Origin of the sequence: Gelidibacter pelagius, from assembly GCF_017581925.1 — a bacterium.
GTDB lineage: Bacteria > Bacteroidota > Bacteroidia > Flavobacteriales > Flavobacteriaceae > Gelidibacter > Gelidibacter pelagius.
Map to the genome: position 1 here is coordinate 84,075 of NZ_JAGEVG010000017.1, position 18,571 is coordinate 102,645.

Sequence of the window (18,571 nt, forward strand, 5' to 3'; positions counted from 1 at the left end):
AATGTTCGCAAGAGATAGGAACTTGAATGTTCGAAATTTAAATATGAATTTTTCATAATTTATAAATGTGTTTTTACGTATCGTTTTTAATTAAAATTCCAAATTAAGACCTAATGAAACCGTTCTGTAAATTGGTGATCCTGCCCTTTGGTAACCATAAGTTGTTGGACTTGTGTTATAGATGGATTCCGGATTAAAACCTGTATAATCATCAGCAGTAAAATATAATAAGTTTTGTCCTGCTGCGTAAAGCCTTGCTTTTGAAAGACCTATTTTGGACACCAAATCTTCAGAAAAATTATACCCAATATTCACATTTCGCAAAGCGATATAAGACGCATCCTGAACGATGGAGTTAGTAAATATTTTCTCTCTGATAAAGCCTTGATCTGGGGTTGTTGCTGGAATAAAATCCTGGGCACTATTAAATTGGTTGAACAAATACTGATCTCCCATATTTCTTACCTGTGCACCATGACTGCCTTGGAACATAAAACTTACGTCAACATCACCAAATTGAAACTCATTGGTAAAACTCCAAATTAACTTTGGATAAGGGCTTCCCAAAATGGTTTTGTCATCATCATCGATCAATCCGTCACCATTCAAATCTTTGACATATACATCTTGCGCCTGTCCACCAACTGGAAAATATGGATTACTAATAAACTCTTTTGGGATTTCTCTATCTACCACCCAACCGTAAAAAGATGAAATTGGATTTCCAATTAAATTAATCCACTCTGCCGCTCTTTTATCATCAACATTTTGGATAAGTCCATTCGAATCACCATAACTGATGAGCTCATTCTTATTAACTGACCCCAAAATCGTTGTTGACCATTTAAACTTTTGGTTAGATACATTTCTAGTTCTAAGTTCCAACTCATATCCTCTATTTTCAACCTCACCCAAGTTAACAAGGGCATTGGTAAAACCAGTGGTTGAGGAAATAGGGTTATTGAGCAACAAGTGATCACTGTTACGTTGGTAATATTCAAAAGATCCTGAGATTACGTTATTAAATAGGCCAAAATCAACGCCTGGATTAATCTCAACCGAACGTTCCCATTGCAAGAATGGATTGGCAATATTAATTGGGTTAAAGCCTGTTACAAGACCATTGTCTACAACAGCGGTTGAAGCCGTCAACAGGGCCAAATAAGGATAATTGTCAATCAACTTGTCACCAGTATCTAAATTGAGATTTCCTGTAACCCCATAACTGAATCTAAATTTCAAGTTATTGATGACCTCACTGTCTCTCATAAAGTTTTCTTTGGAAACAACCCATCCGACAGAAGCCGCTGGAAAATCACCATATTTGTTATCAGGTCCAAAAACTGAACCCCCATCACGTCTAAAACTTAGTGACGCCAAATACTTGTCCTGATAAGCATAATTTAACCGTCCAAAAACAGACAACAAACGTCTCTGGTAATCCATAGATTCTTTTTCAGAAATTATTGTAGCCGCAGAAATCGTTTTAATATACTCGTTCTCATAACCAGCACCTGTAACGGTTTTAAATGAAGTATCCCATTTTTCAGCAGCGAAACCAGCTACTGCACTAACGTCATGATTCCCAAAAGTTTTATTGTAAGACAGATACTCTTCAGTAACAATATGAATTGTATTCTCATCAGACAAGGTTAATTCTATCACAGAAGGACCTATATTATTGGATCTTTCTCCCCAAAAACGTTTCCTACTTGTATTTTGAAAGTCACCACCTATAGATGCTCTAAAACTCAAAGCATCCGAAATATCATATTGCATGTAAAAATTACCAAACAATTTAAATTTCAGATCCCTGCGATCGCGCTCCAGAACTTTTGCCCCAGGATTGGTATTTGATGTATCACTAATATCTGTTCCACCGGAAGCTATTGGCTGCATGGTATTCAAATCGAAATCATCAAACATACGCTGCTCTGCATAATCACCAACCTTTGCATTAGCCCACCGACCATTCTCTCTCAATCTATTTACAAATGGCATGTTTTCCTCACTTAGATAAAGCGGCAACCATGGCGCTTGTCTCAAAATATCGTGAGTAGATCCATCAAAACGCGTCGTATTGGTATATGATGGCGAAAGATTGGCACCCATTGAAAACTTCTCACTTAGCTTTGTATCTATAGTCAGTCTGGCATTGTATTTTTTGAAGTCATCTATAATCAAAACACCTTCATCATGAGAATACCCTAATGACGCACTAAATTTTGTACGCTGACTTCCACCTCTTGCACTAAACGCATGATTGCTAATAATTCCACCATTAAAAATGATGTTCTGCCAATCATTATCAACACCTAATAACTGCATATATCGTGCTCTATCTGATAATGCTCCTGTTTCCTGGAGCTCTAAAGCCACGGCATCCTTAACTGAAAAGTTGTAAGCATCACTTTTCTTGGCATCTTTGCGCCCCGTAAAGGTGTTATAAGTAAACTTTGTCTTACCTTCTTTACCCTTTTTAGTGGTAATTAAAATAACCCCATTTGCACCTCTTGACCCGTAAATGGCGGAGGAGGCTGCATCTTTAAGCACCTCAAATGAATCGACATCATTCATGTTTAAAGAGCCTAAGAAATCGTCATCAACCGCTAATCCATCAACCACAATTAATGGCGACGAACTACCAGCTAAAGAACCGGTACCTCTAATTCTAATGGTTGGCGCAGAACCTGCCTCACCATCAGTAGTTTGGACATTAACCCCAGAAACCTGCCCTACCAGAGCGTCATCGACCCTTGCAGATGCAATTTGATCTAAGTCCTCATTGACAACCTTAGAAATAGATCCTGTCAAATGACTTTTCCTTTGACTTCCGTAGCCAACAACGACTACTTCATCCAATGTCGCCAAGTCTTCTGCCAACGAAACGTTCAACTCCGTTTGATTATCAATAATAACAACTTGGGTTGTAAATCCTACATAAGAAAAGCGCAACACATCTCCTTTATTAACTTCTATTTGATATAATCCATCAAAATCAGTTGTTGTTCCTTTCGATGAGTTTTGCACGATAACATTGACACCTGGAACAGGTTGTGAATCAGTGGCCGAAACCACCTTCCCCGTTATCAAGATGCCATCTTGAGCAAATAATGAGACATTAAACACCGCAATCAGTATTAATGTCAATTTAAATTTTAGATTCATAATTTGTTTTTTGTTTAAAGTGTAAATCTTGGATAATTCCATATTAATAAATCACTTTATCACAACGCATGTTTCGCTTAACTCAATTCTTTTCGTACTTTTGCAGAACATGGTGTCATAAAGACGGCATGTAATTATTTACTTCCCTCCAAAGAAGTATTTTACTCTAAAAGGATAGGCGTGCACCTGTCCTTTTTTTTTATTACAAACCTTAAATAAAACTGGTTAGCCAGATTGGTTTACCACATTGGTTTACCAAATATAATAAAAAAATGTTAATTCCAACACTTTTGAAAAAAAATGTTCTGTATTTAACATATCACAGCATTAAAGCCCTTTAAATCACTGACCCTTAGGCAGGAAATCTTCCCGAATAGGACTAAACACGTCAATCAATATACCCTCCAGGGAGCAGGTTGCTCCGTGCATGACGTTTGATGGAATATAAAAACTGTCGCCTGCTTTCATCGTTTTGGTGACATCTCCTATGGTAAGTTCATATTCGCCTCTTTCAACATAAGTGACTTGGGAATGGACGTGATTGTGCATTGATCCGACAGCTCCGGTTTCAAAATGAACTTTAGCCAGCAAGATTTTATCATCATACCCCATTATTTTTCTTTTAATGCCTTTTCCAATTGTTTCCCATTCAATTTGGTCATCAAAAATAAATTCTTCACTACTTCTAACTGTTTTCATCCCAATAGATTTAATTAATAGGTTTAAATACAAAAGGTCCTTCCCATTTGACCGTAGTATCATTTATGTATAGTTGATGTTGCCCATCATCTGAACTGTTGTTGTTGGCCATAGCAAACAACCATTTTTTATTATTTTTAGATGTGATTTCAATTGCAGTGTAGGCCTCATCGTTAAGAATCACTCTTATGTTCTTTATTTGTCCATAGGCATTTAATGCCAATTCTGACACTGGACTATATGAGCCATGCGTTTCCAATAGGGAAACAAAAATGGCGTCCTTTTTATCTTTTTTTCTGATGATAAATGCTGGCTCTCGACGCAGATTAAACGCTGGGTCATTTGCTCCTATTCTTGCCAGTACCAATTCATCACCTTTAGAAGTAACCGAAGTCAACGTATAAAACGTATTGTCCAACATCCAATTGAAACTCGTATTGTTGCCATCAGAAATACCAAATCCTTCTTTATATAAATGTTGATAGCCATTTGAATCACCTAATTGAGTTAATGTTTTAGGTGTTTCATATTTAAAATTTGTCTGTAACAATTGTCCCAAATAATAAAAAGGTAAATCATAATTATTGGAAGTGGCGGAATTAACCTTCACAATATCCAGAACGAAAGGGTTTTCAAAATCTGCATCCTTAATTAGCGCCATAGTACGCTGGATCTTGGTTCCAGGATAGGCATTTTCCTCAATTGCACTAACCACCTGAAGATTTTTATCCTCAACATCAAATAGATATTTTTCAGAATGATGTTGACTTCCAGTTTCGTAATTGCCGTTAAAGTGCGAGGTCTCATTTTGCACTAAAGTGTTGTGGGCGATGGTTTGCTTTGCCCAAGTGGTGTTCTCCTTCAAATAGTTGCCGCCACCTTTTTGTTCAATGTTGACATATCTGGCCAAACCGTAATCCTGTAATACTTCTTGCCCTGCATTATATAATGAAAATGACAATTTATCGTAGTGACCATGGCTTAAGCCTTGGGCTGCATATTTGAAAACCAGTTCCAAGTCATCGCTTCTTAAGATACCTATAGCGCCCTCATCGCCCATTTGCCCATCTCGTAATTCAATTGATTTTTTCACAAAAGGTTTAGCCTTTCCTTCTTTGATTGCCACTGCTACGGACAGGCCGGTATCGTCTAAAGACACACGGTTCTGTTTTTGGGCAATGTCAAGCAATTCAGGATTTTGACCACCATAGTAATAAGCGATATCCACACAGGTCACCAGTTCCCGAGAATAATAAGACATCCCTTTTTGTGCATCGTTGATGGGGAAAAAATCACCATTCACATCCGTAAGATTCAATAAAGCATTCACCGCTTTTAAGAGTACACCATCCTTATATTCAAAAATTTTTAATTCAGGTTTTACATTTTGGAGTGCTTGCGCAAAAATCAGAAATGGATACATGGCGTAGCGCTGGTAATAAGGGCCTTCGGTATAATAGCCATCTGGAGAAAATGGTTCATCCAAATTTCCATAAAAGCCCACTTTCTGACCTTCTTTTTTAATCATTCCTCCATCATCGTCCCTCATTCCTTTGGGCAAGTTGTCATCCTTAATGCCATGTAAGGCCCTATCCAATAATTCAGCGTCATCCATGACCACAGCAATCATCCCCACGGCCACATTGCCCCAGGTGCTATGATTATGTACACGATTAAAAAATTGCGGATTTCCTATAGAAATATAATCTGCAAAGGGACGGAATAAATCGTTTTCCAATACATCGCGCTCCTCTTTAGATAACCAATCATAAATACAGTCATAGGCTTGACTTGTATAAACCAACCAATTGGAGTCATTCAATGCTTGCCAAAAGAGTTTACCACGTGCATATGATCGCTCTTGTGGATGAATAGGAAGCGTTGGGTATAATTTGGCATAGGCCATCAACATATCCCGTACGTATTTAGCGTAAGTGTCATCTTCCAAAATCTGAAACAGGACACCCGCCTTTTGCATCATTAAAAAATTTCTTTTATGGCGTTCGTGGGTATAACCTCCAGAAAGGTCCTTTGGAATAGGCACTTCAATTCCCAACCTGATTTCAGCATCTATTTCTGCCTTCGCCTCCTCTAAGGAAGTATCAAAAAGTGGAATACTCCCAAGTTTGGATTTTATTTCTGCGACACCTTTTTGAGTGAGAATGAGTTTTGGGTGGTGGTTGACTTCATTATGTGTCAGAATGCGCTGTTGCGCCATAGGTTGGCATCCAAAAAATATGGATAAGATAAAAAGAAAACTGTATTTTAAATTGAACTGTAAGTGAGATTGCATGCTCTTTTTTTAAATTGGTTGACCAATCTGGTTGACCAAATATATAAAAATTTATTAATCCATCAATTTTAAAAGAGTTAAATTAAGAAATTAACAGAAAATGAAATTGTTAATTATGAATAGTATAGGTCTCGCCCGGTAATAATTCCTTTTGAATGGCTTTGCCATTAATAGCGTTAATTACAATATTTTGATCACTTAGGGATAAGATCTGGATTTGACGTTCATTAAAAGTGATAAAGACATCCACTTCGGCATCAAAGGTTATGATAGCGTTTTTGTATGCGATATGAGATGTTGCAAATGCATAGAACTGCCCATTTTTCGAAATGATAGTAGCAACAGAGGTGTTTGCAACTTCTCTGGACTTATTTGCGGTCCAGCCATTAATTACAGATTCCTTTGAATTTTCGTCAATACGCTCATCATATTTTGAGAAAGGATAAATTATAGTGAGAAAGCTAAAATTGTTCTTGTCTTTTTTGGACAAGACGCTCCATTGCTTTCCTCGCGCTCCGTCCGTTAAGACCTCATCCACTTTATGCAATTGTAAAATATCAACTCCAGAACCATCGTCAAAAGTTGCACGAAGTAGATTCGGTGCATTTTCAAAACTGTAATGGCCTTGCCAAACTTGTTTATAAGTATGATGTTGTTTAGATTCAAAATTATCCTTCACGATCCAAAAACCATCCTTGGCATCAATTACATGTCTACTGTAATCAACACCAATATCCTGAAAACCATCGTGCGTTCCAATATACAAATCCAAATCCGCATTGGTTTTCCACAATACGGTTTTAGGATTTGGCAACTTACCAAATTTCCCAAATCCACTTCCACCTTTATTGGAAGTGTATTTTTTTCCTTGTAACTCATCATCGACCAAGGCCACGTTTTTAACCATGGAGTTTTTGAACAACTCCAAATCTTCCAAGGAATAGCGTACTTGGTAATTGGGCAATAACACGTGGCCATTAGCCATGGCTTGAATCCCTAACATATCACCATGCTGATGGTCGGGTTTGTCTGGATCCAACCCAGCAGAAACAATGAGCATTCGATCGTTTTTGTCCCAGCCTTCCCTCATCACATAATAGCCTGTGTCCTCAAAAGCCAAAGAACCATAGGTAGGTTTCTGGGACGTGATGTCTTTTAAAAGTTCCAATTGGGAGTTATTTAAATACCAAAACATTTTAGACTCTACTTTTTCATTGGCAAAATATCCCATTTCAGGATTTCCAAAAAGCACGTACCCCAAAGTCAACGCCCCAGAAATATCATTTTTTTCTGCCCAAGGTGCATCAGTATCATCGGAAAGTACAGGTGCAGATTTATCAGGATAAGCAATTTTGATGAGTGTCGTAAATAAAGATTCCAATTGTGTATCCCAAAAAGGATCCAAGGTCATTCCGCTATTTTTCGCCAATTGATAAACATAATAGTAGTTATCAATATCACTCATGTGATAATGTACGGTACGCTCAAACTGAAAGCCATCGGCATTGATTTCCTTTTCCAAATGCACTTTTAATAGCGATATGGAACGTTCAAACCATAAATCGGCATCTTCAAAGTCCTGAAACAAAATGGACAACATGGCTAATGCAGACATCCCACGCGTTTGGTGATTTCCAGAAGTAAATTCTGAGTTATTTTCAAACAAATCTGATCCATGTTGCAATAAGGTAGCAATTGTATATAATTGATCGGCATCAGAATAATTCTTTTCACCCAAGAACATATTATGGATCTGCAACCAATTTAAGATGCGATACCCTGACCGAAACACTTCATAAACACCATTCCCATCTTCAATCGTTTCAAATTGATTGGCGATCAATGCAGCATTTAAGGACTGTTGTTGTTCTTTAAAATAGTCTATGAGTTTTGGGTCTTTTTTCTCATAGAAATAGTCGAAGGCAATATTCACCATCTTATGCTGACGCGCCAAATGTCTTATCGCATACGCATTTACGGGAGATCCATCCGTATAGTTAAAAGGTAATTTCCAGGTGGTTTTGGCTGAAAACTTAGACCTATGGTCCAATGATCTCTCCTGATGTGACGCTTTTACATTAGGATATAGATCATTGTAGGTTTCAAATCTGGCATCCATTTGTTTCCAATCGAAGAAATAACGTTCAGAAAACTTCTCCCTGAAATAGGATGCCAACTCATCTGTGTCTGTACTGTTAATTTTGGTTTTAACATCCTCTTTCAAATAATTCCCTAATTCTGTAATTGGAATGATTTTATCTGAAGGGATGGTTTGTCCAAATAAAATAACCGTATAAACGGATAAAATTAAAACTAAATAAGTGCTGCGTAAGTTCATAATAGAATCTCTTAGTACATTAGTTTTAATTTTAAATTTTGTACCACTTGTATTTCACCAGATTTTTCAATGGTATTATCTACAGGCTTTTGATCTTTCTCGCCCCAAAGTACTGCAATCAGTTTTACAGGATTGTTCTTAAAGGTATTATTGGAGAAATCAACATTAATGATGCCTCTGTTTTTTATAAGAATATGGTTAGATTCCTGCTTCCCGGAATTGGTGACCGTGTTATTTTGAAACACTAAATTTCCGCCTATGGTAGATTCGTCATAGCCACCGCGGTGATAGTCGAGGATGGTTTCATTGATATTGGTGAATTCATTATTCTTCAGGATGACAAACTCTGCATTATAATCGCCTTTGTCATCTGTTTCTGTATTTAATTGAAACCCTTGATTTGAGTTCTTAATGACTGAATTCACCACGGAAATGGTATCTGCAAAAGATCCTTTACTGACTTGTAAGACGCTTTTGAAATTATCCAGTTCAACATTTTCCAAAAACAAATCATAAGCTTTTGACATGTTCTTATCCAAGGTTGAAAACGCATCTTGTGTCCCATTACCTTTTAAAAGGACATCATCCATTTGTAATCTTGCCGCAGGATGCAATTCAATGGCGATACTATCGGAATTAAAGATCAATTCAGCTTTATTGTTTTTATCCGAGGAAGTGATTGTAATATCTTTATTGATGATCAATTTTTCATTCAAATCATAGCGCCCAGGATTTAAAGCCAAAACATCTCCAGAATTAGCTTTTTGGAGTTGACTTTCTAACTCTTCAACATTAGAGACTATCAATGTCTGTGCTTCATAAGCTGGTTTCTCTGTAGAAAACCAATCTGTTCCATAGTTCTTTTTATCCACTAAAATTACTCCATCTTTAACAGGAACGATGATAGCACCCACGGCATTTTGCTTCGTCCGATCATTTCCGAAAAGATCTGCGGTTATCGTTTCGAAATCAAAACTAGGATAAACTGATTCAAAATTTTCGGTTGGGATGAAGAGATCATCTGACACTTCTTTCACCTTAAAATCTTTTGTAATCAATCCCTCCGATTGGACAGGACTATGATTTGGACTGTTTAGAATGTTTTTCTCAAACAAAACACCATCCACCGAATCGTGTGCCACTATAGGCTGATCATCAGGCTTATGATTGTATATCAAATTATTGGCAACAATCGTACGGATAGCTCTTGCAGAACGGATTTCCGATGCTGGTAAAACCTCACTCTGACTGACATTTGAGCCCACACCAAATTGAAATGGCGACTCACAATCGATATAGGTATTATAAGCCACCACCACATCAGTGACCTGATTATAGCGGTTCAATGGCGATCTTGGAATGCCGTTCATCACTGCAAGTGGACTTCTAAATACTTTTCCTTTCAGTTTGTAGAAATAGTTATTTGTAATCCAATGACCTGTATTGACCACTCTAATGCCACCGATAAACTCTGAATTATCGTTTCCTATAAAAACATTCCCGTCTATTTTGGCATAATTCCCATGACGTAACACCAAAGACCCTTCACTTTCAAAAAACACATTATTGGTAAACTCGTTAAAATTCGATTTGCTTGAAATGATTTCAACTTCACCATTGCAACGGTCAAAAAGGTTATTGGACACAATGGTATGCGATGGCGTCATAGAGGTATAGCTGTCCCCAACCTGAAGAGTCTCTCCATGTGGTCCTCCTTTTCGAGGTCTTGGTCCAAAATGGTTATTCGTGATTTTATGATAATTCTTGATATGTTCATTACCACTCAATCGGACCATGACCGTAGGTCCAAAATTCGATTTTCCGGCAATATAACAATTGCTCAATTCATTATGACGGCCCCAGAATTCGATCCATTGGTCTGTATCCTCACGATTGGGTTGTGTGAATTCCTCAATCACACAATTGGTCACTTTGCTGTGCATTGCGATATTTTGATCATCAATTTTAAATTGGATGACATTTTTGGTCGGTGTATGCCCGTTTTTGAAGTGTAAATCTTTGACTATAAGATATTGGCCACCAATTTTCAAGTTGGACACCCCTTCAATGGTTACCTTTCCAGGAGTCTCTGCTCTTAAAACAATTGGCTTATCTTCCGTACCCTGGCCGGAAAACTCAATCTGAACATCCTTCCAAATACCATTTGCCATTACGATGTCATCGCCAGCTTTACTATTTATTATGGCCTCCTTTAATTCCACAATATCATTAACAGAAATTGAATTTGATGATATGGGTTTTTCACACCCAAAAAATAGGATTAGACAGAATGAAATTGAAATGAATGTTTTCATGATTTTGGTTTGTTCAAAATTATCTAAATGAAAAAGCCTTTAAATTAAAGGCTTTTTCATTTAGATAATTGGTTATTACTCTTTAATTATTTTTTTGGTAACCGACTGGTCACCAGAATTTATTTTCATTAAATAAACGCCACTTGCCAATGTTGATATATCTACTTTATTATTGAGCAGTCCGTTTTGTGTAAAAACGTTAGCACCCAAAATATTATAAAACTGTAATGATGTTACTGTAATATTGTTAGTCTCCACATTTAAAAAATTCCGAGATGGATTTGGATAGACCCTAACATTATTGGCAATCTCATTTTTTGATACACTTGCTGTAGGGTTTGTGGTGACTGCCAGCCATGAATTACCGATTCTTACTTCGTCCAATATGATTCCTGGTGTTTTAGAGTTTGACCCTAAATTAATTCTTACTTTATCTAGGTTTGTTCTTGTTGATGTAGCGGTTTCATCGGTAATATAGGTAGTTGTTGGTTCATTACCATCAACCACAGGGTTAATCCACATCTTTGAAACTGCATTGTCTATATCATAGTAAATCACCACAAATAAGTCTTGATCTACTGTAAAGGCATTAGGTGCCCAAACCGCGTTGGTTGTGTTATTGTTTTCAGAGATTCCCAAATTAAATGTCGCATCATCAACTTTTCTAATGTAGACACATGATGTATAATTTAGGGACGTCCCGCTGCTTGAGGTTTTCGCAAAAGAATAAAAGTACTCAGGACTATTTGTATTCACAGCAGATTGATCTATGGCTCTAAAAACAAATGACGAATAGATTACACCCGTATCACCTTGATCAGGTATTGGAATCACCGGGTCATCGCCCCCACCAACAAATTCCATGGCATTACCAGTTGCAGCTGGAAGACCGGCAGGCAGGGACCATACTGGTGACGCCACTATAAATGGATCTGCACTTGAACCCGCACTTTGAAATGCTGGAATCATCCAGTCTCCAAAACCAGTGTTGGTACCTTCAGTTATAAGTTTTTCACCAATGGTATAATCAATGCCGTCGTAATAAGGTAGCGATACTTGAGCTTGAAGCCCATATAGAGATAGGGCAGCCGTCAAAAGGAAAAGTAATTTTGTTTTCATAATTGTGTGTTTAGTGGTTAGTAATGGTTATTAATGGTAAAACTCTTAATGCGTGACATTCAAACTGTAATATTTTATATAGGCAAAAGCATCGGCATCTGTTGTGACCAAATAATTACCTGCTTTAAAGTAATTTTCAAATGGCCACTTGGCCAAACTGACATCTTCATATATAAAAGGTGGGGCATCATTCAATTGCAATTCTAACCTTCCTGTGGAAGCCGTGATTTTAAAATCGAAAGGCTCAAAACCTACGTAACCAAAATTATGTTTGATATCTGTCCAGGTAGAAGAAGTGACATTTAAAAGGTCATCCCCTTGGGTATCTTCGTTTACCAATGACTTTTTGTGTGCCCATAAGTATCCATCTTTCCAATACATCTTTAATAAAGGAGGTCCATTGTTTGAAGAAAAACCGTGCAATTGCATATCTTCTATTGAGATTATGCCGTGTATTTGCATGACAATCACACTATGATATTTTACGCTGCTTTTCGTGTTTTCAGAAATGCTATCTACTTTCAAACGACCTTTCATAGTACCACCCTCAGACAAATTCCAATTTTCACGAGAATTGGATGGATTGATAAGCTCTCGCAATTCCGTTCTGGAATACGAACTGTTGGTGGTAGAAATATCAGGATAGGCGTAAAAGACAATGGAGGCATCCAAAACATCATCATACATAAAAGGCTTGACCTCATCCAATGTTTGATATCCAAAATTTACAAGTTTTGAGGGTTGGTATTCATCAGGACTGCCATTTTTATCCCTGTCTACGGGAAGGGTGACTTTCCAATTGGAGAAATCAATGTCAGCAAAAACAGGAGTTGGTGTTTCTTCGAATTCTTCCTGCTGTTCCTGTTCAATTTCTTCCGAAACATCACTGGACGAACTGCAGGCAAACAGCAAAGACATCATTAAACTTAAAAATAAAAAACTTGCTCTGTTGGCCATGTTTTAGACTGTAATGATCTGTTAAATTACACAATTGGTTTACCAGATTGGTTTACCAAATATATATAATAAAAGTTCACAAACAAATATTTCTATGAATATTTAGCCATTCAGAAATTATTGATAAGCGAAAATGTGATATTATCTGAGTTAGACTCGAAAAAGTTTAATTGGAATTTTAAAAAAATTGGTTGGGTAGGCTCTATGAAATTAACTTGGCGCTGGATTTGATTCCACAGGTGACGTTTAAAAAGATGAAAAATTAAAGTTGCTCAAAATTAAAAATTATCATATCAGAAAGAAGATGATATATCTATGCCTTGACATAACATAACGGTGTCGTTTTGATGTTCTCTCTCTATTCATTTATGGTTTACAATAAATTATCAGCCGATTTATTTGGATTAACGATGTAACCCCTTTTTGAACAACTTCAGCATAAATGGCATCACAAGAAATGTCATAAACCCTGAAATAAAAATATCACTTAGAATGCCCTTGCTAAAAGAAAGAGGTGAAAATTCACCATAATTATTAACCAAGGGAATTGATAACGGTAAGCGGATAGACCGCCAAAAAGGTGACAGCCCAATGCTTCTATTGATTCATCTATTTCATTCTGGAAAACCAAAAGGTATCCCAATCGTGTATGGCTTCTTCCTTTTCACTTAGCCATTTCTCTTTGGAGGCGCTATGCAAATTTCTTCTATGCTCCGAATTTACCCATCGTTGCAAATTTCCTCTGGAATCAAATCTTAAAATAAAGTGACGAAAGTCATTAGGTTCAATTAGATACATATGAACAGTGTCTTTATACCCTTGAAACGAACTGAGGCAGATTCCATTTTGGATTTCGAATCTTCAAATTCATCCAATTTATCAGGATTTACCTTATATTTAATCGCCAGTATACCGTCCATATATACGGTAACATTGTTATAAATTCTAGGCTAAGAAACATAGAATTTTACAAACTTTTTTTACTGACCACTTTTTATAGGTCCCGATTTATGATAAATATGCTTGTATTCAATAAAATCGTGAATAGTCGTCAATTCGTTTAGACGTCCCAATCCGCTCATCTTATATCCATCTTCTTCAAACTCATCGTTTACTTGTGCTCAGTCGTTATTCCAGATGGAAACTGCACCAATTTCTCGCACCACACGATTTTCTCAAGTTTTGTCCATTCCATTTTGAGTCCTTAATGAATCATGGTTAAAAAATAGATTTAAAGCTTATCATATCCTTTAAATTTTGGACTCACAGTGCGTTTCCATTCTGGATGTTTCTTTATAAACGCAAATACATAAGGACAAAAAGGAAGTACCATGACGTTCTTATCGTCAAGGTAATGCAATGTTTTCTCTACTATGGCCGCTGCCGCACCTTTTCCTCTAAGTTCTGGTTCAGTTTCGGTATGCACTAACGCCATTTGGCTGCCAAATTCTTTGTAGTCAATAAAAGAAAAGTGTCCGTCAATTTCTATTTCAAAACGTTTTTTGTCTTCGTTTTTAACTAATGGGATGTCAATATATTCTGTTTTCATATTTATAATTTAAAAGCATTTGAATAAAAACCGATTATCCTTAAGCAATAATGTCTAAAACAACTCCTTCAAGTATTTCATATTAGATTTTGCTGTATCAATAACATCAGCAACTTGGCCGTTCAACATCAATTTTCCCATACTTTTTGTGAATCCTTTTATTTGGTCAAATTCAACCTTCGGAGGCATGGCCAAAGCGTCTGGGTCGGTAAAAATATTTATGAGCGCAGGACCATCATGTGCAAAAGCTTCTTGCAAGGTGCTTTTTACGTTTTGACATTCATCCACACTCCAAGCTTTAATATCCATTGCTTCTGCAACCTTTGCAAAATCAGGGTTTTTCATATCGGTTTGCCAATCAGGATATCCGGCAACCAACATTTCCACTTTGACCATTCCCAAAGACCGATTGTTAAAAATAATTATTTTTACAGGGATGTTGTATTGGCTTATGGTCATCAAATCGCCCAACAGCATGCTAATACCACCGTCGCCACAAAGTGCAATGACCTGCCTGTCCGGTCGGGATAATCCCGCACCAATGGCCATTGGCATCGCATTGGCCATTGAGCCATGGTTAAACGAACCAGTGAGGTACCGATTGCGTTTACCTTTAATGTATCGCGCGGCCCAAACCGCTGACATGCCGGTATCTACTGTAAAAATAGCATCATCGGCAGCCACATCATCAATTACTGACGCCACAAATTCAGGATGAATATTTTTGTCCTCGGATTTTGCCGCTACATAAGAAGCATATTTTTCTTCTTGCGCATCATGTAATTTTCGCATGTCCTTTAAAAATCCGTCGTCTGATTTTCTATCAAGCATCGGGATTAAGACTTCCAAAGTGTCTTTAATTTTCCCTGCATAACCGTAATCTACTCTTGCACGTCTGCCGATGCGTTCGGGTTTATCATCTATTTGAATGATGGTATTGTCTTCCGGCAAAAAGTCTGTATAAGGAAAATCAGTACCCAATAAAATAAGAAGATCTGCTTCTTGCATCGCTTTAAATCCTGACTTACTTCCCAATAAACCGTTTAGGCCTACAGCATAAGGATTGCTTGTTTTATCAAAGAATATTTTACCTCGAAAACTATAGCCCATGGGTGCGTTTAGCTGTTCGGAAAGCTGCATAGCCTCTTCTTGAGCATCTTTGCAGCCATAACCACAGAATAACATGACTTTTTTGTTAGAATTGATAACCTCTACCAGTTCTTCCATTTCTTTCTGTCCTGGAACGAGTTTAGAATTTGTGTAGAAATTTTTACTGGCAGTCGCGATATGTGCAACCTCAGACTCTGACACATCGCCAGGTAAGCCCACTACCGCAACGCCTCTGTCATGGATGGCATGTTGAATGGCGGACTGAAATGCATTTGCGGCCTGTTCTGGCGTATTGGCCATCACACAATATTTACTGCAATCATCAAACAATTTCACGATGTTGGTTTCCTGAAAATTATCCATTCCGAATTTGTCGGTAGTTATAGTCGTAGCAATGGCAATTACAGGATTGCCGGAACGGTTGGCGTCATACAGGCCGTTGATCAAATGAACGTGACCTGGTCCACTGCTGCCCATACAGCAACCTATTCCGTCCAGTTCTGCATCCATAGATGCTGCATACGCTCCAGCTTCTTCATGACGAACGTGAATCCACTCCAGTCTGCCATCCCGTCTTACTGCATCATTAATGGGATTTAAACTATCTCCCGTTACTGCATATAATCTTTTAACACCCGCATTAACTAAGTTTTCTACGAGTAAATCTGCTATTTTTTTTGCCATGTCTTTCTATTTTACTTTTTCTATGTGAAACCGAGATAACCTCAAAAAAACAATTATCTCAATGTAGAATATCACTTAATCTTGTTTTTCTTTAGCTCATAAGGTAAAATTCTTGATCGATTCTAAAACGGACTAACATTAGCAGGTTAATTAAAACTTAGAATAGCGATTTCTTTTTCTCATAAAACGCCATAAACGTCATCTAAAGCTGATCATATCCTTTAAACTTGGGACTCACAATGCGCTTCCACTCTGGGTGTTTCTTAATATATGCAAATACGTAAGGACAAAAAGGAAGCAATACAATGTTCTTATCATCAAGATAATGCAATGTTTTCTCTACCACTGCAGCCGCAGCACCTTTTCCTGCTAATTCTGGTTCGGTTTCGGTGTGTATTAATGCGATTTTATCGCCAGGTTCTTTATAATCGATAAATGCATAGTGTCCATCAATTTCTATTTCAAAACGCTTTTTGTCTTCGTTTTTAACTAATGGGATGTCAATATATTCTGTTTTCATAATCTTATATATTTATTTGTTTCTATTTATAAATGCTTTAAAAGCCCCGGTTGACCATAATGCCCATACAACCAATACTGGCTGAAAAAATAATCTTATCAATCGGGCTTTGTCAGTATCCAGTCCAAAAGCATCTACTTCATTAACGTATTGCGCTATGTTTCCGGGAAATATCAATACAAAAAATAGTGCTGTGGCCCAGCCTACCAAAGCCTTCCATTTGTATAGAAAAATTAGCGATAAACCAAGCATAATTTCCATAATTCCAGAAAGAATGACCACCAGATCCGTTGACATTGGCACCCAAATTGGCACTTGAGCCACAAACTCCGCTCTATTAAAGGTTAAGTGACTTATGCCTGCAAATAGGAGTGCGGCACCCAATAAAATTCTGCATATAGTTTGAGCCCAATTGGTATCTGTTCCGTAAATCCATTTTAAATTTCCTGGTAGTTCCATCATATAGTTTTTTATTGTTATAAGTCTAAAATTTTATTTCCGTTGTAAAAACAAAATGGTACAAGGTATCTCCTTGATTATTGTGTTGTAAAAAAGTACCTGGAAAAATCACATTCGATTCTAACTCAAAATTAATAAAATTGTTGAGTTGATATCCTGCAATTGCCCCGATTTGATTGCCAATAAACCGTTCATCATTTTCTGGCGGGTAATCCATCATTAAGGCTGGATTGTAGACCCCGTCATTCGCAGAAAAACGCCAGAAGGCTACATAGTCAAATTCAATAGCTACTTTGCCAATTTTACTTTTGAAATACGGATGTACATCTATCAGGTTTGAAGGGCCAAAACGTGCGACACGCCCAAAATAAGCACCTCGTGGATAAAGTGCATCAAAGGTATTCAAGCTCTTATCGTTGCTGTTTTTATCTCCGCTTATAGCTTCCGTTTTTATGCCAAGCGTGAACGGAGTTGACGCACTAAATTCTTTTTTAATGATGAAAGATGCCGTCCAAGCTGAAATAGTTCCACTACCAAACTCCCCTAATTGATAGACAAATTCATTGTTGTAATTAAGACCTTTCCACGTTCCAAAATGTCTTAAACCAAATGATGTTCTATAGTCATTTGCTGTTTCGGAATTCCAAGTTTTATCGGCTTCTTCCTTATAAAAAATGTAAAAATCTGTATTGGTTTTCTCGGACCATTTTTGTGTCCAATACAATACCGAAAGTGTTTCATCAGTTTCAAAAGCATCATTATCAAAAACACCAAATTGCTGTTGCACTGGAATGGCATAAAAACCTGATATTTTTGTATTCAAGTCTTCGTATTGCAGCTGCGCCATATCAAAAGAGAGGCGCACATTGGGCCCCTCGCGGACGTCTATCAAACGTCCAGTTCCTAAGCGCATATTTTGGCGACCTACGAGCATGTTGAAATTGTCGTTAAATTGGTATCGTGCAAAAAATTGGTTGATGCTCAATTCATCCTTATCTACAGGGCTAATGTTTTCTTTACTTGAAACAGGGCTGGAATTTAATTCGCCGAAGATTTCAAATTTTGAACCCAATTGTAAGTGTGCGTGAAACATACCTCGATGTAAAAACCAATAATCGTTTTGGTCTTGGTTTTTATCAAATTGTTCATTGATAAAGGCTTCCGTCTGAAAGCGGTAGCTTCCACCCAAGCTCAAAGAATGATTTTTCCCTAACGGAATTGATTTGACTTTTTGATAGAAATTTTGTGGATTATTAATCACAATGCTATCGTTTTGGCGTAGCAATTGAAATTCAAAAATGTCGGATTCTGATTGCTCGTTATTTTGCGCTGAAGTGAATTGACAAAAAAGAGCAAAACA

12 protein-coding genes are annotated in these 18,571 nt (G+C 37.2%); all 12 read right to left on the reverse strand.

Annotated features, from left to right (window positions below; translation table 11 throughout):
* Window positions 1–90 precede the first annotated feature (90 nt).
* Window positions 91–3,168, reverse strand: coding sequence for a SusC/RagA family TonB-linked outer membrane protein (locus J4051_RS14430; RefSeq protein ID WP_208234585.1), 3,078 nt, complete (start codon window positions 3,166–3,168; stop codon window positions 91–93).
* A gap of 342 nt (window positions 3,169–3,510) precedes the next feature.
* Entirely contained in the window at window positions 3,511–3,867 is a 357-nt protein-coding gene (locus tag J4051_RS14435; RefSeq protein ID WP_208234586.1) for a cupin domain-containing protein, read from the reverse strand.
* 10 nt (window positions 3,868–3,877) lie between these two features.
* Window positions 3,878–6,160, reverse strand: coding sequence for an alginate lyase family protein (locus J4051_RS14440; protein ID WP_208234587.1), 2,283 nt, complete (start codon window positions 6,158–6,160; stop codon window positions 3,878–3,880).
* Window positions 6,161–6,269: 109 nt separating this feature from the next.
* A complete protein-coding gene (locus J4051_RS14445) occupies window positions 6,270–8,498 on the reverse strand; it encodes a heparinase II/III family protein (RefSeq protein ID WP_208234588.1) in 2,229 nt (742 codons plus the stop codon).
* 11 nt (window positions 8,499–8,509) lie between these two features.
* Complete coding sequence (locus J4051_RS14450; protein ID WP_208234589.1) at window positions 8,510–10,813, reverse strand: chondroitinase-B domain-containing protein; 2,304 nt, start codon at window positions 10,811–10,813, stop codon at window positions 8,510–8,512.
* A gap of 75 nt (window positions 10,814–10,888) precedes the next feature.
* A complete protein-coding gene (locus J4051_RS14455; protein WP_208234590.1) occupies window positions 10,889–11,932 on the reverse strand; it encodes a T9SS type A sorting domain-containing protein in 1,044 nt (347 codons plus the stop codon).
* A 45-nt stretch (window positions 11,933–11,977) separates the two neighbouring features.
* Entirely contained in the window at window positions 11,978–12,889 is a 912-nt protein-coding gene (locus J4051_RS14460) for a polysaccharide lyase family 7 protein (RefSeq protein ID WP_208234591.1), read from the reverse strand.
* A 1,231-nt stretch (window positions 12,890–14,120) separates the two neighbouring features.
* Complete coding sequence (locus tag J4051_RS14465; protein ID WP_208234592.1) at window positions 14,121–14,438, reverse strand: GNAT family N-acetyltransferase; 318 nt, start codon at window positions 14,436–14,438, stop codon at window positions 14,121–14,123.
* 54 nt (window positions 14,439–14,492) lie between these two features.
* Window positions 14,493–16,232 (reverse strand): thiamine pyrophosphate-dependent enzyme, encoded by a 1,740-nt coding sequence (locus tag J4051_RS14470; protein ID WP_208234593.1) that lies wholly within the window; start codon window positions 16,230–16,232, stop codon window positions 14,493–14,495.
* 202 nt (window positions 16,233–16,434) lie between these two features.
* Window positions 16,435–16,752 carry a GNAT family N-acetyltransferase gene (locus tag J4051_RS14475; RefSeq protein ID WP_208234594.1) on the reverse strand — a complete coding sequence of 106 codons (318 nt, stop codon included), beginning with the start codon at window positions 16,750–16,752 and terminating at the stop codon, window positions 16,435–16,437.
* 12 nt (window positions 16,753–16,764) lie between these two features.
* The gene (locus tag J4051_RS14480) at window positions 16,765–17,214 is read right to left on the reverse strand and encodes a DoxX family protein (RefSeq protein WP_236027461.1); all 450 of its coding nucleotides are present in this window, start codon (window positions 17,212–17,214) and stop codon (window positions 16,765–16,767) included.
* Window positions 17,215–17,236: 22 nt separating this feature from the next.
* The gene (locus J4051_RS14485; RefSeq protein WP_208234595.1) at window positions 17,237–18,472 is read right to left on the reverse strand and encodes an alginate export family protein; all 1,236 of its coding nucleotides are present in this window, start codon (window positions 18,470–18,472) and stop codon (window positions 17,237–17,239) included.
* Between the last annotated feature and the right edge of the window lie 99 nt (window positions 18,473–18,571).